At 39.6% G+C, this 14,210-nt stretch carries 11 protein-coding genes and 1 pseudogene; 1 reads left to right on the plus strand and 11 read right to left on the minus strand.

Annotated elements, in window-relative coordinates; all coding sequences use genetic code 11:
• From BFP77_RS00935 to BFP77_RS00955, 6 genes and pseudogenes are all read right to left on the minus strand, one after another.
• Positions 1 to 195: pseudogene (locus BFP77_RS00935) on the minus strand (IS982 family transposase); the annotation flags it as partial.
• A gap of 203 nt (positions 196 to 398) precedes the next feature.
• Entirely contained in the window at positions 399 to 1,664 is a 1,266-nt protein-coding gene (locus tag BFP77_RS00940; protein ID WP_257212818.1) for a glycosyltransferase, read from the minus strand.
• A 67-nt stretch (positions 1,665 to 1,731) separates the two neighbouring features.
• Entirely contained in the window at positions 1,732 to 3,243 is a 1,512-nt protein-coding gene (locus tag BFP77_RS00945; RefSeq protein WP_099572210.1) for a DEAD/DEAH box helicase, read from the minus strand.
• Between the two features lie 109 nt (positions 3,244 to 3,352).
• Complete coding sequence (locus tag BFP77_RS00950) at positions 3,353 to 3,997, minus strand: NAD(P)-dependent oxidoreductase (protein ID WP_257212819.1); 645 nt, start codon at positions 3,995 to 3,997, stop codon at positions 3,353 to 3,355.
• A gap of 107 nt (positions 3,998 to 4,104) precedes the next feature.
• Positions 4,105 to 4,281 (minus strand): hypothetical protein, encoded by a 177-nt coding sequence (locus tag BFP77_RS17175; RefSeq protein WP_257212820.1) that lies wholly within the window; start codon positions 4,279 to 4,281, stop codon positions 4,105 to 4,107.
• The gene (locus tag BFP77_RS00955; protein ID WP_099572211.1) at positions 4,282 to 4,791 is read right to left on the minus strand and encodes a DUF6155 family protein; all 510 of its coding nucleotides are present in this window, start codon (positions 4,789 to 4,791) and stop codon (positions 4,282 to 4,284) included. It lies immediately after the preceding gene.
• Positions 4,792 to 4,963: 172 nt separating this feature from the next.
• On the opposite strand from BFP77_RS00955, the gene BFP77_RS00960 reads away from it, so the two are divergent.
• Positions 4,964 to 5,827, plus strand: a complete 864-nt coding sequence (locus tag BFP77_RS00960) for a sigma-70 family RNA polymerase sigma factor (RefSeq protein WP_099572212.1) — start codon at positions 4,964 to 4,966, stop codon at positions 5,825 to 5,827.
• 524 nt (positions 5,828 to 6,351) lie between these two features.
• On the opposite strand, the gene BFP77_RS00965 is transcribed toward BFP77_RS00960, so the two are convergent.
• From BFP77_RS00965 to BFP77_RS00985, 5 genes are read right to left on the minus strand one after another with little or no spacing between them, the layout of a single operon-like run.
• Entirely contained in the window at positions 6,352 to 7,578 is a 1,227-nt protein-coding gene (locus BFP77_RS00965) for a YaiO family outer membrane beta-barrel protein (RefSeq protein WP_099572213.1), read from the minus strand.
• A complete protein-coding gene (locus BFP77_RS00970; RefSeq protein ID WP_099572214.1) occupies positions 7,578 to 9,950 on the minus strand; it encodes an LTA synthase family protein in 2,373 nt (790 codons plus the stop codon). Before BFP77_RS00970 ends, BFP77_RS00965 begins: the two co-directional genes overlap by 1 nt.
• 1 nt (position 9,951) lies before the next feature.
• Positions 9,952 to 11,382: a glycosyltransferase family 2 protein gene (locus BFP77_RS00975; protein ID WP_099572215.1), complete on the minus strand. Its 1,431-nt coding sequence runs from the start codon at positions 11,380 to 11,382 to the stop codon at positions 9,952 to 9,954.
• Positions 11,375 to 13,831, minus strand: a complete 2,457-nt coding sequence (locus BFP77_RS00980) for a HEAT repeat domain-containing protein (RefSeq protein WP_143751813.1) — start codon at positions 13,829 to 13,831, stop codon at positions 11,375 to 11,377. Before BFP77_RS00980 ends, BFP77_RS00975 begins: the two co-directional genes overlap by 8 nt.
• 1 nt (position 13,832) lies before the next feature.
• On the minus strand, positions 13,833 to 14,207 hold the full coding sequence (locus BFP77_RS00985) for a response regulator transcription factor (RefSeq protein ID WP_099572217.1): 375 nt from the start codon (positions 14,205 to 14,207) through the stop codon (positions 13,833 to 13,835).
• Between the last annotated feature and the right edge of the window lie 3 nt (positions 14,208 to 14,210).

Below are 14,210 nucleotides of genomic sequence, written 5' to 3' on the forward strand. Positions count from 1 at the left end.
AAGATAAAAATGCTTGAATGTCCTAAAACCGCTCAACTGGAAAATGACCGCCATGGTAATTATCTCGCTCTGTGACATTATGGGAGGGCGTCTGGCCTTGTTTCCGATAAGCGCACTATGGACCACCTCGGTGTATTCCTTATAGAATTCATCGACCAAACAAAAAATTTCAGTAACTTTAGAGTAGATTATCATGGATGGGTTTTTAGATTAACGAATTGAAATTCAATACTTTAATTTACTAAAAATCTATCTTTTTTTATGCTTAAAAATGAAATAATAATAATAATAATCGAACTCAGGTTTTAAGAACTATTTTTTGTTCACATCGACTCCGCTCCGTGACCCTTCAAAAGTAGTTATCCAGATTTGTTTCGGAATTATTAAGCGTATTTATTTCAGTAACTATTTTTGTTCTTCTCCTCAATCCACTTACTCATGTATTTGGTACTGGACATAGTGTGATGCTGTAATAGGCTGCCTATAAAATTATGTCTGCGATGCGCTACAAGATTTTGTGCGACCGTCTTTAATTTACAAGCTAATTCTTCTTCCAGAAGAATGCGATTATAGTAATGATTTATGATTTTTTTACCTTGTTCTTGGGCTCTTGTCCAAGTAATGGAATCACCGTACAATTGGATGGCAGCGTTCGCAAAATCCACCGGTTCGTCCCTTATAAACCCGTTCCAATCCATCGTGCCATACATACCTTCCGCACCAACAGTGGTAGTAATACTCGGCGTACCAAATTGCATGGCATGGAGTAATTTTCCCTTAATCCCCGCCCCGAATCGCAAAGGTGCCAGACAAACACGATTGGCTAGCATCACCTCTTTTACCGAAGCGGTCTTTCCGTGAACCAAAAACCCTGATGTTGAATCGTGCATTTCATGAATCTGTTGCGGAAGATAAGCGCCGTAAATATGTAAACCTGCTTTCGGCAAGGCAGCGCTTATTTTAGGCCATATCGCTTGTTTTAGGTATTTGATAGCATCCACATTCGGGGCATGCTTTCCACCACCGATGAATACAAAATCGGTACGATCTTTAAATGCCGGTAACGGATTAGGTATATCCTTCTCATCCAACATAAAAGGAAGATGAAGTAGTAGGCTCGAATCTATTTGAAGTGTTTCCTGAAGCAATTCCATTTCGAAGCTAGAAATAATCAAGGCGATGTCACAACGATATATACTTGCAATTTCCCGCTTGGTCTTATCTTCCTGCAACCAGGCATCTACCGTAAACGCGACTCCTTTTTTAAAAGCCTGCTCACGTACATGACGAAGGGAATGTAAATCCTCCGTATCCAAAACCCGTAGAGCGTGGGGACAATGTTCGGCAACCCTCCAACCAAATTGCTCTTCGGTTATGAAACGGTCAAACAGCACCACTTGCGGTTCTAAATCCTTCAAAAAAATATCAAAAGAATTACTGTTCAAACTGATTGTAGTAGTTTGAACACCCATGTGCTGTAACGGTTGCACGTACTCATTTTCTGGCATGGCAGCTACAAACGTAATTTTATAGTTTTGCTCTAGGAAAAAACGAAGTAATTGCAGCATCCTCACTCCAGCAGCCGTCGCATTGGGCTCTGGCCAGTGGCAACCGATAACGAGAAGTGTTCTGGTCAAGCCCTTTTCGGTGTTTTTTTGTTGCAATGGTTGAGCATTTAATATGTACGGACTGATTTCAAAAGAAAATGATATTTTTCTTAACTCTTACAAGCTACATCCTTGCCGCGAACTTTTTTGAAATTTTGGAACGCAGTTTACGTTCGTAATCTTCCTCTAGCCACTCCTTGTAGTTCTTGGTATTGTTCATGATACAATAGGAATATTGACGCACGCGATAGGCGATTTCTTCTTTAAGTTGTTTAGCCAGTATACGGGCATCGAAAACATCTTCTGCGTTCTCCACGCAGATTTGTGCATGCTGCTCAATACTTTTTTCGAGTACTAGTTTGGATTTTTCTCCGTTGGCGAAGCTTTTCTTGTATTCCGCCTTAATATCAAATTCTATGTTGTCTGATTTAGCGAACTGTTCCCTAAGCGCCTGAGGCATTTCATAAACAAATTCCCGCTCTATCTCTTCATCGTTCTTGATATTCTCTAAGAAGAAATCAGGGAAATGAAAAATTTCTTGCCAATCCACCGGAGCGCTCCACAAACCAAAACGGGCAATATTATTTCCCATATCCACCACCGTAAACTCTTCTTTATTGGGCAGGTAGCGCGACCCACGACCAATCATTTGGAAATAGAGGGTAAGCGAACGGGTTGCCCTGTTCAAGATAATGGTTTCTACAGTTGGCTCATCGAAACCTGTAGTTAAGATACTAACCGAACTAAGGATGGCATCCGGGGTTTCCGAAAACCACTGCAAAATCTCTTTACGCTCTGCCGCAGTATTTTTATTATCCAAATGACGGACGTTATACCCTGCTTTTTTAAAGGTTTCGTATACATACCTGGAAGTATTGATGCCATTATTGAATATCAAGGTCTTGGTACCCAAAGCAATTTCCGTATAGGCCGTTAACAATTTGCCCAACATACTATGGTTACCATAAAGCTCATCTGAAGATTTTACGGTGTAGTCCCCGTTAATGCCCAACTTTAAACTCTGTAGACTTACATCGTAGTTGTACATATTGGCCTTGGCCAGGAACTTTCTGCCGATCAATGATTCTATGGACTCCCCCACGATCAACTTTTTATAGTTGTCCTTCATGGGAAGTTTTATGTTACTGCTCAAAGGAGTCGCTGTAACCCCGAGAATGACGGCGTTTTCAAAATACTTGAACAGCTTTCGGAAGGAGTTGTAATGCGCCTCATCGATGATAACCAGACCAATATTGTTGATTTCTACCTTTTCTTCCTGCAGCCTATTGTTTAAGGTTTCTACCATCGCTACAAAGCACATGAACTCATCTTGGTCAATGAGTTCCTTCACCTCGCTGTTGATGATTTTATTGTTGACCCCGAAACCATGTAGCATTTTTGATGTCTGTAGACTAAGCTCTATGCGATGTGTAAGCACTACGACCTTTTTCTTTTTTTTCTCTATGTATCGCTTGGCAATTTCGGAAAAGACTACCGTTTTCCCTCCACCCGTGGGTAATTGGTATAGCAGATTGGTATTATCGGGGCTTTCCTCTAAATGCTTAAAAATGGCATTTAAATCCTCTTCCTGATAATCGTACAATGTTTTTTCAGTAGTATCTTTTTCTAACTTCAAAAGGCTGGCAATCTAAATTTAGTGTTCACTTCAGTTTCATCGGGGAAAGCCTTACAAAATTAGAAGATTTTTATCGGTATTGGAAATACAAATTTCGCTTTAGTAAAAATTAGTACCCTTTGTTACGGTCCACTTCGTTCAATAATTCGGTACCGTTCAGTACGTTTTGATAGTTTTCCAAGATTTGTGGAACTACGGAATTCGTATCCGATACACTGGCGTAATGTGGTGTCATGTGTACTTTTTTATGATGCCAAAAAGGATGGGAGGTCGCTAATGGCTCTTGATGGTATACATCCAAACAGGCCCCGGAAATACGCCCCTTGTCCAATTGCTCCAGCAAATCCGCATCCACGACATGTCCGCCCCGAGCTACATTGATAACGTAAGCGTCTTTAGGGAGTTGCTCCAATAGTTGAGTATTAATAAAACCCTTGGTTTCCGGAGTCAAAGGGAGAAGGCACACTAGTATATCCGTAGTATTTAAAAAGGCACCGAGTTCAATTGCGCCCGCAAAGGTTTTGACATCGCCAATAGCCTTTTCGCTTCTGGACCAACCTTGAACCCTGAAGCCTATACGCAAGAGGTCAAGAGCAGACAGGGCACCCAGTTCACCTAAACCTAAAATACCCACGTTAAGGTCCTTAATACGCTTATAAGCTCTAGGTTTCCAAAGACTGTCCACTTGTTGAAGCTTATAGGTATTGAGGTTTTTTAAATGCGCTAGTATTACGGCCAGCACATGCTCGGACATGTCCCTAGCTAGATAGGGGTCTACTACACGTGTGATAGGTATATGCTTTGGCGCAGTGCTATCCTCAAAAATATAATCTACCCCAGCTCCTGCGGAAGCAATGCACTTTAGATTTGGAAACCGGTCAGACTCCCTTCTGGGTGTTTCCAGATTAAGGCCATTACAATATCCTTCTTAGGATGTTCCTCCAAATAACTATAGACCTTAAGTTCTGGATCGGCACGTAAAAGCGCACTTTTCCAGAGTTCAATTTTTTCGTCCTGTCTAATGATCACTATTGCCATCTAGTCTATTATATCTAAGGCTTTGGAGAAACCTTCCTCGTAAAGCCAGTTCTTATCTTGGGTTATGGTATATATTTTTACGATTCGCTCTTTAAAATTTGGAATCAAGCCCTGTAATGCGGTGTATTGAATTAGTTCTGTGAACGAGTTGAGCATACTTTTGTAAAAAGCATCGGGAACATTACGTTCTTGCTCAAAAGTTTGAGCGATTTCCAGATTAAAACACATTACATCAGCAATGAGATGTGGTTCCATACCTAGTTTTAGAAAATGCTTAATGTATTTTTGCGCCACGGATCGCCTGGCTTTTGGCCTTCTACGTTTAAGTGGAAAATACTCATTGGAAATTTTTGCCTTAGCTTCCTGCACCAGTTTTTCTTCCTTGGGATTAAAAACAAAATCGTAATACGTCTTTACCTCGGGAAACCTGTTGTACAAATCTAGGAGCTGTTCTTCTAAAGCTGATTTAGATAACTGGGATAAGTACGTTTTTAAAGCTCGCTTACTCATACTGCAAAGGGTTGTTTCAAAAATACACCATGTACAATCAAAATCCCTAAATGCCCACTATTTTTATGCTACGCTCATAAATAATGTAAAAGAAAGTAGTGAAGTCTTTGGAAAAGAGGGAATAAAAATGTAATATGTAATCTTGTAGAACTCCTAAAACAAACTTTCATATATGAGGCAACTAAAGATTATCAAGCAGGTAACCAATCGCGAATCAAAATCATTGGACAAGTACTTGCAAGATATCAGTAAGATAGACTTGATTACCGCAAATGAAGAAGTAGAATTAGCCCAGAGGATACGTGAGGGCGACCAGATGGCCTTGGAAAAGTTGACCACTGCCAATTTAAGGTTCGTTGTATCCGTAGCAAAACAATATCAGAATCAAGGATTAAAATTACCAGATTTAATCAATGAAGGGAATTTAGGTTTGGTCAAGGCGGCCAAACGTTTTGATGAAACACGTGGATTTAAGTTCATTTCTTATGCCGTATGGTGGATCAGACAATCCATTTTGCAGGCTTTGGCCGAGCAGTCAAGGGTAGTTCGTTTACCATTGAACAAAATTGGCTCAATAAATAAGATTAAAAAGACTTTTTCTTACTTGGAACAAACCCATGAGCGCCCCCCTTCTGCGGAAGAGATTGCCAAAGAACTGGAGATGACCGTGACGGAAGTAAAGCAGTCGCTTAAAAACTCGGGAAGACACGTATCTATGGATGCACCTCTGCGTGAGGGCGAAGATTCGAATTTATACGATGTGTTACGTTCTGGAGAGTCACCAAGACCAGACAATCATTTATTGCAACAATCCCTGAATACAGAGATCAATAGAGCTTTAGAAACCTTGTCGCCCAGAGAAGCGGATGTAGTAAAACTCTATTATGGCATTGGAGATCAACAATCCATGACCTTAGCGGAAATTGGACAAACGTTTGATTTAACCAGAGAGCGCGTTCGTCAAATTCGTGAGAAGGCCATTCGAAAACTGCGTCACAATTCTAGGAGTAAATTATTAAAGACCTATTTAGGATAGTATTGTAATACTTATTTATACAAACAAAAAAACGCCCGTAGCTTATACGGGCGTTTTTTTATTATTCACTAAGGGATTAGGAATACGTAAGCTTACTGATATTGATATCAACAAGTATGCTGTTTAAATCTTGAATAAAATTCTGATAGGACGTATTGTCCTGATTTTGATGTGCCATGTCCGTAGGTTTTTTGGGATTCGTTCAATAGGTTTAGACTACATATAGTCCAATTCCGTTAATTCGTTAAGACTTAAGATTTCGTTTAGGTCTTGAAGAAATACTAAGTATTCTTCACCGTAGGTATCGTAAAGCATTTATTAGGGATTAATTAATATTTTGATTTGGGTACTCATAAATTACATTGTAAATATATCCAGAAGCTTCACTTTCCACAACAAAATGTGGTGTACTCATTTATTTTTGTTGTAAACTAAGCCAAATACTAGGTGAATGTTAAAAATCCTTTAAAACAAGAACTATAATGTCCAATAATGGGATGTTATTAGTCGGATTTATTGGTATTTCATCGGAACTTTACTTGGTAGGAGATACCTGCACTAACAGAAAGAAACAGTTCTCCAGAGCTAAATGCCAATTCTTGACGGTTTACGCCGAGGTTTGCTTTATAAAGGTTGGTACCCTTTGTATTGGTAAATTGATATTCCAAACGTAATCGCTGCGCTTCTAGATATAAGAGGGTTTCTGCCAGCAGTTCGCCATCCACAACAAATTGATTCAATTCCGTATCAAAGCCATAGACCAGATTTAGTCCCAAGAAATTATTTCCGTCTTTCAGGTAGCGTCTCACCAATAAATTTCCAGAAACTCCAATGCCTTTTCTACTATCCGGAACCACGTATGGTCTAAAGACCGCATAATAATTATCACGATATATACCAAACGTGCCCGTAAGTATGGTAGCATCATCATTTTCAAAGGAAAGATGTCTAAAGCCTACGGAAACCTCCATGGACTTTGGCAATTCTTTGAGCACCTCCCCTCCTATGCGATGTCTGGGAAATATAGCAGAAGTGGAAAATCCATAATTCAAATAGCCGCTTAAGGTCTTGGAGAAGGTAGGATAAGCATCTACCTCCGCTTGTATCCCGTTAATATTAAATCGACGGTTAAATGTAAGCCGTGGAATTAAAACGCCCCAGTTAGCTTCTTTTTTGTATTCCAAACTACCGTAATACATGGCATCAAGTTCGGCATCAAATACTTCGCTTTGGGTAGACAAGGTTACGGATTGCTTATTGGTATCTTCATTTTTTGTAGCCTTAAGCACATTTTGAAGTAGTTGTTGCTCTTCAATTTGTTGAATAATATCTGTCTTAAGTTTTAAAATATCGGCATCATCGGTTAAGAACAGTAAGGCCTTGTTGGTCATGCCTAAGGCAATATTCAGGTTTTTGGCATATAGCTCGTTATTAATGGCACCAATCCACACCTCCTTATTTTTTCGTTCTTCACTTGTAATACGATTGAATTGAAGACGTGCCTTATCATATTCATTATCCCAACTATAGGTTTTGGCCAAAAGGCAGCGCACATCCGTATAATCGGGATATTTACTAAGTATTTGTTTTAAGGTGTCCCTCGCAGTACCTCTATCACCTGCAAAAGCCAAGTCCCTTGCCACAAAGTAAGAAGCATCAGGGTCGCCATTGTACGCTATATCTTGTGCACTTGTGAAGTGTACCCAAGATAAAATGGTGATTATGGTACTAAGATATTTTACTAAGTTCATTATTTTTTTGGAGCTAGCGCAGTACTTTGATTCATTCCTTTAGTTTCATTTTCAAGCTTGGCCGCCCGAACACGTTGTATAGATCTTTTAATTTTTTCTGCTAGCAATATGCTGTTTATATGATTTTTGCGAGCCAATTCCTTGATTTTATAAACTTCAGAATTATTATCCGACCAATAACGTGCATCCATCAGGGCAAGGTATCCATCCTCGTATTCGGGGTATTTCTCCACCACTTTGCTTAGTGTTTTGATGGCATTATCATACTCTTGCTTCCAAGAGTAAACGCGTCCCATGAGTATTTCCGTATCCGCATGGCGTGGAATTTTTGATAAAATATAATCGCAGAGCAATAACGACCTGTCGTAATCCTTACTAATGGCCAATTTCCTTGCCGTTCTATAGGCATTGTCAAAATCCTTTCCGTTGAATACACTTTGAATCCAAATCATGTCCACTTTACTGAATTTAGGCTTCCTGTCATTAACAAGAGCTAATTCTTTGGGGATAAGTTTATTGTTCTCGGCGATGTAGTTATTCACGGATTTGAAATAATCAAAATTGCCCGCTACCTTTTTAATTATTTCCTCATCTTGGGCGTCTAAAAGATTCAAGTCTTTATCCAAAGCGTACACATCACCATCGGTTATAAAATGATTATGACTAAGGTAATCGGTAAGGTTATGCGCATTTCGTAACAAAGGAATTTGTTTCTGGTCAGTCTTGGGCTCTAGCACATTTTTGCCCAACCAAGCATTGGCATTAGGGACTTGAATAGGGTATGTCTCCCTTAGAGCAGAAATTATACTGGGTGCAATATCTGCATGAGAGGCCAAAGTGGCAAACCGTTCTGTAGCATTGAGTAAAGGACTATGGATAATAAGGGGAACCCTGTATTTGTCCAAAGCGGTCAGCTGCGGCAAACCCGCTGTCTGGTGTGTTCCCGTAATAATATATATGGTATTTTGGTAAGTTGAAGTCTTAGCTTCCTGTGCTAAAAATTGTTGGATGGCTTCATCCGTATATAGAAAACTAGCGAACAAAGCTTCGTTGTTTTCGATAACCCTATGGGACCTGTGCGAGAATTTGTGGTTGGCGAGCAACTCGTCTACTTTTTCTATATACCTATCACGCTGTGGAATTTGATAGGGTTCCTTAGAACTCAAGGTCAGAAAAACGTCAAGTTTTTGAACGGTCACAGTAGTTTTAAGCTGTTCATATTTCTGGAACAACACCTTATCCGGATAGCCAAGTGTGATACCCGCCGCATCTTCTTCCTGCAACTCGTATTGCGAACCGAACGCCTTTTTATCCAAAATGGAACTGACGTTCTCCTCATCCAAAAACTTATCATAGTAATGTAAGGCACTGTTACCTCCATAATTAAAGGAAGTTTCATAACCATTACGACCAAGAATGCTATACATTGTATTTCTATTGGTGAATTTTGAAATATGGGTAAAACCCTGATTACCGAAAGGTAAGGACCCAATAATGGTGGGTAAGGCAGCGTGACTCTCGCCGGTGTTACTTAAGAAATTGGTCCAGACCAATGATTTTTTCTGTAGTTCCTGTAAGAAAGGCATAAACGCCTTGAAGTCTTGATCTTCATTCGTCAAGCTTGCACCCAAACCTTCTACGATAAGAATTTTTATGGTTGGCTTTTCGGCCTTGAAATTAAAATAGGCACCCAATTCGGTTTTATATTCATCCTGCTCAAGTAAAGGGTATTCCTTCTCCCCTTCGTAGGTATTAAAATTCAGTGCCTGTTGCCAGACATGCTCGAGTAAGTACTGGGTTTTGTTTTCATTAATCGGTTTTCTGTCCGAATATAAGGTCGCCAAAAATATACTGAACAAGATTATCGTAAAAGGATACATTCTGCTAATTACCATATAGAACGAGGCGGTGTACTTATATATGAAATGACAAGCTGTAATGGTCACAACAATGGCACCAATGGCACGAATCCACGAAAAACGAGAAGCACTTGCCTCATTAATGGCCATAAAATTAGCACCTAAGGCCTCGTAGTTACTAATATAATACGTAACCAATATTGCCTCTACGACGAGTAGCATCGTTAGGGTGAGCTTTATGATTCGAAATCCCAAATCGGGTTTTTGATTCTCTATAAGATTAAAAACAAAGGCTAAGAGGAGCGCAGCTAAGGCAGTAAAACCCAAGTGGTGCAAAAGATGGATGAACAGGCTCTTATTCACAATACTATCCAATACACCCGAAAAATACAACATGGTACTCTGGTAAATGGACAGAAGTGCCAAGCCCACAAAGAAGGTAATCACTAAAGGAATATAGTCCTTTAATGTTCTTTGCGCTTTTACCGGTATGTCCGTATCTAACTGATGCATTTTACGTTGCTTTGGCAAATCCTTTTCTTACTTGGGAACCCCAGCCAGATTTTACCTTGAATAATTTTTTATAGTTACCCCTGATAGCGGCCCAAACCACAATAGGATGAAATGTTATAGGCTCTATAATAGCACAGAACATGAGGATTAAAATATCCTTTGTTTTTTTATACTCATTGTAGGAGTATGTATCCCATAGAATGGCATAGAAAGAAAACATTACCGAAAAGATGTAAACAGTGGCCGTAATGGCGATAAAAAAGTCCCAATTAAGAATACCCAGCCAATAGAAAAGGATGATGGTAAAAAACCCGAAAAACTCCAATAAAGGAGCCATCCATTCATAGAAAAACCAGTACGGGTAGCTCAGCATCCCCAATCTTCCAAATTTTGGATTAAAGAACATATCCTTATGCTTGTAAAGCGTCTCGAGATTACCCCTTGCCCAACGGTCTCTTTGGTTGATCAGTATTTTACCGTCCTCCGGCACTTCTGTCCAGCATAAAGGGTCTGGTATATATTCTACGGTATAGGGCAGTTTACGTTCGTGCATATAACGCCTCATCTTAAAGACAATTTCCATGTCCTCACCCACCGTATTGGTATCGTAGCCGTTTACCGCAAGTGCTATTTCACGGTCAAAAAAGCCAAAAGCTCCGGAAATAATCAAAAGACTATCAATACGACCCCAGGCCATTCTACCTAAAATAAAAGACCGTGTATATTCCAAGAGTTGAAATCTCGCCAACCAATTACTCGGTAATCGGATTTCTTCTAGTTGCCCGCCTTGTATAACGCATGAATTGGCTACTCTAATGACACCCCCAACGGCAATGACCCGTTTCTCCGAACGTTGGTAAAAAGACTTCACCACGTGCAATAGGGCGTCTGGAAGCAATAGGCAGTCTACATCGATACAACCCACATATTGGTTTGTAGATAGGGCCATCCCCGTATTTAAGGCGTCCGATTTCCCTCCATTTTCCTTATCGATAACGGTGAGCTTCGCAAAGGCCTTATGAGGTGATCTGTAGATACCGCGTATGGGTTTCGATTTCCATTCGGGATCAATCTCTTGCTCTATTTTAACAAGGTCGTATGCATTTACCATTTTCTGTAGGGTGTCATCCTTACTGCCATCATTAACCACCATTACCTCATAATTAACGTAACGTAACGACATTAATGAGCGTATGTTTTCTACAATGGTCATTCCTTCATTGTATGCGGGGGCAATAATAGTAATACTTGGTGCTAAGGGAGATGCCATGAGTTTGGACATGTCACCAAAACTATTCTTGTTCCTATAATGGATGGAATTTCTTGTGGATAGATAACCCATAGCCGTGAACATGGTGAATAGCACGACCGTAAACACTAAAAAAACAATGTTTATGTACTCTAATACGATATCTAAAACACCACTAGTCATTTAGTTTGTTATAAAATTTTGTGGATACCGCACAGAGATGGTCAAAAAGCGTGCTTCCCGATTCTCTCGTGACATTGGTATTTTCTTTTTCAATAGGTATTGCTCCTGATTTCTCTAATTCAAAAGGAATATCCAAAAGCGATGTCTTGGCCTCCGTGGATAAGGTATTTCTGGAATCCAAAACGTTTTCATCCGCTATTACCGCGTCTATAGGAAGCGCTGAAATTTCATGACTAACCTCCGCCAAAAGTCTTTCATTCAAAAGTTTTAGGGTTATGAGAGCTTGCTTTCTAATAATTGGCGATTCATCTTCTAACAAAGAATGTAACAGCGGAATTTCTTTCTCATCCCCTACCGCCGCAACTTCGTTTAGGAGTACCAATTTTGACTCTACGTCCCTATTTTGAAAAAGCTCATGGAAAATGCTATAGCCTGGTGCTATAGTGGTAATCTTAAAATAGTTTTCCGTACGGTTTTCGGTGAAGGAATTAATAAGTTCATCAATTCGTTGCCTAACGGCAGCAGAACGTTCTTTTTCTAATAAGAGTTTTAAAAAGGGAATTTCCCTATGATCTCCTAGCTCAGCGATATCCTGTAACAAAATCATAGTTTCCAAAAGTTGCTTAGCTAAGAATTTAGGTTTGGGAATCCAGAGGTCGATGTCTTCCTGTACCTCGTTTTGAATTATCTCAGCGGCGTTCAACATCACTTCAATTTCCATCACCTCATTAGTAGCTTCAACGATGCTGTTTTCCTCAAAAGCCGTAGTCCAGTCGATAATCATTTCATTAGTACTGGACTCCGAATTCTCAATGATCACTTCTTCAAAAATCAAATCGAATTCCCTAACATCGACCCATTCCGTTTTCTGAGGTAATTCCTTTGTTTGTGGTACATGATCCGAAACGAGACCTGATGGTACTTCAACTTCATCAAAGTCTACTGTTATATTTTCTAGCTTCTCTATTTTGTTTGTAGGTCTTACATCCTGAAAAATCACCTCCATTTGAAGCAGGTCATTTTCATCATCCTTCAGCGCGGGTTGAACAATAGGCAGAAAATCTATATTAAGCTGTGGAAGGTACTCCCGCGGAGCAACTTCTTCATAGACTACGGGAAGCTCATTAATTGTTGGTTGGGTCTTCTCCTGATGTTGTTCGGATTTATTTTTCTGTTCCGCTGTAACTAATGGTAAGAACGAGAGTTCTTCTGGATCAATTACCATGGTCGGTGGTTTTGGTTCAATTTCATTACTTTCTTGGGGAACTATTGTATCTTCTGACTGTTTTGGTAATTCACTTTTCGCTTCTGGAACAGATGCACCCGTAACCGCAAGATGTGGTTCTTCAATTACAGTTTCCTCCCACGCTGATGCTTCAGCAATATCCTTTGTGGGTAAAATAACCTCTGGACTAATCGTATTTATAGCCCTCACGGCCTTGTTCCGAACCGTAAAATCCTTATCGGTAATTTCAACATGTTTCAGAAAATCTATCTCCTCTTTCGACCCCAGTTCGCCTAGAGCTTCAAGGATGGTCATTTTTACGTCTGTCGTACATTTCCTGAAAACCATTTTTAACGCCGGTATGGCATCGGTAATGTGAAAGGTCGTAATACATTGAATGGCCTCTCGTTTTATATGATTGTTTTTGTGTTTTACCAGTTCTATTAGGGAGGCATGCGAATCGTTCTGATTGTAATATTTGATAAGTCTTAAGGAAAAAAGAACCACATAATTATTTTTGGAAGTAAGCCAAAGCCTAAATGCAGGTGGAATAAAATTCTCTTTGTTTCGAACAACATCCATTAGCTTCAACTGTTGCCATTCAGAAATCTTGCACTTTGTATTATCCAGAAAATAGGATATACCGTCCTCCTTAAGGGCAACGGTAGCAATTTCTGCCTGTTTTCTAATTGTACCTCTCTTGTCGTTAATGAATCTTGTAATCAATCCGTACGACTCTGTTACGTTCATTTGTGTTAGCTCATAAATTCCTTTAGAAACCAATTCCCATCGCCAGCTTTTAAGTTTTTTATAAGCGTCCTTATGAAGCTCTAAATCTTTATAAATATGAAAAAGTTCTTGTCTTGTGGTACCTGAGACATCTTTACGTAGGTCCATAACAATTTCCGTTAAGACCTTTCTATCAAAATCATCTTTAATGAGTTCCCGAATTTCAACCTTTAAGCCTATATAATTTATTTTCTCGATCTTGCCCCCTTTCTCATCATAGAAAAGAAATTCACTGATGATGGGTGAAAGCTCCTTTTTCTTTGCCCGAACCAGTCTCGTTTCTTTAGAAATTTTATTCCTGAAAACAAAGACGGATATCAAGTAGATTAATGCCAACACCCCGAAGAACGCAGAAAGCCCCCATAATAAATCCGTTGGGATTTTAGGAGCTGTAAGCAGTGAATTGATAATATGTGTTTGGGGGATTTTCAGCAAATTATTGTGATTTGTTTAGCTCTCTGGCGAGTCGCACCATTAGTTCGGAGGGACTCACGGGTTTTGAAATAAAATCATTTGCCCCAAGTTCAAAGGCACTCAGCACATTCTCTTCATTACCTGCCGATGAGATGATAATAATGGGGACCTTGGAGTCTAAATCCTTACGTACATAGTTTATAAGTTCTATTCCCGAAAAATAGGGCATCATGATGTCACTAACGATAATGTCCGGCATTTCGGTCTCTAGATATTCCTTTACCTGCTTACCATCAGAAGAATGGTGCACTTCATAACCGCTCTTTTTCAATCTAAAATCAAGCAAGGAGGCCAATAATTCATCATCATCTGCCAATAAAACACGTTTCTTTACCATTAT

The sequence above is a fragment of the Maribacter sp. 4U21 genome, from assembly GCF_002742365.1.
GTDB lineage: Bacteria > Bacteroidota > Bacteroidia > Flavobacteriales > Flavobacteriaceae > Maribacter.

What these genes read in the sequence shown, in the direction of transcription:
- BFP77_RS00950 (WP_257212819.1), bottom strand. Translation starts at nt 3,997, where the DNA reads ATGTCCGAGCATGTGCTGGCCGTAATACTAGCGCATTTAAAAAACCTC.
- BFP77_RS00960 (WP_099572212.1), top strand. Translation starts at nt 4,964, where the DNA reads ATGAGGCAACTAAAGATTATCAAGCAGGTAACCAATCGCGAATCAAAA.
- BFP77_RS00985 (WP_099572217.1), bottom strand. Translation starts at nt 14,207, where the DNA reads ATGGTAAAGAAACGTGTTTTATTGGCAGATGATGATGAATTATTGGCC.
- BFP77_RS00970 (WP_099572214.1), bottom strand. Translation starts at nt 9,950, where the DNA reads ATGCATCAGTTAGATACGGACATACCGGTAAAAGCGCAAAGAACATTA.
- BFP77_RS00955 (WP_099572211.1), bottom strand. Translation starts at nt 4,791, where the DNA reads ATGAGTAAGCGAGCTTTAAAAACGTACTTATCCCAGTTATCTAAATCA.
- BFP77_RS17175 (WP_257212820.1), bottom strand. Translation starts at nt 4,281, where the DNA reads ATGGCAATAGTGATCATTAGACAGGACGAAAAAATTGAACTCTGGAAA.
- BFP77_RS00975 (WP_099572215.1), bottom strand. Translation starts at nt 11,382, where the DNA reads ATGACTAGTGGTGTTTTAGATATCGTATTAGAGTACATAAACATTGTT.
- BFP77_RS00965 (WP_099572213.1), bottom strand. Translation starts at nt 7,578, where the DNA reads ATGAACTTAGTAAAATATCTTAGTACCATAATCACCATTTTATCTTGG.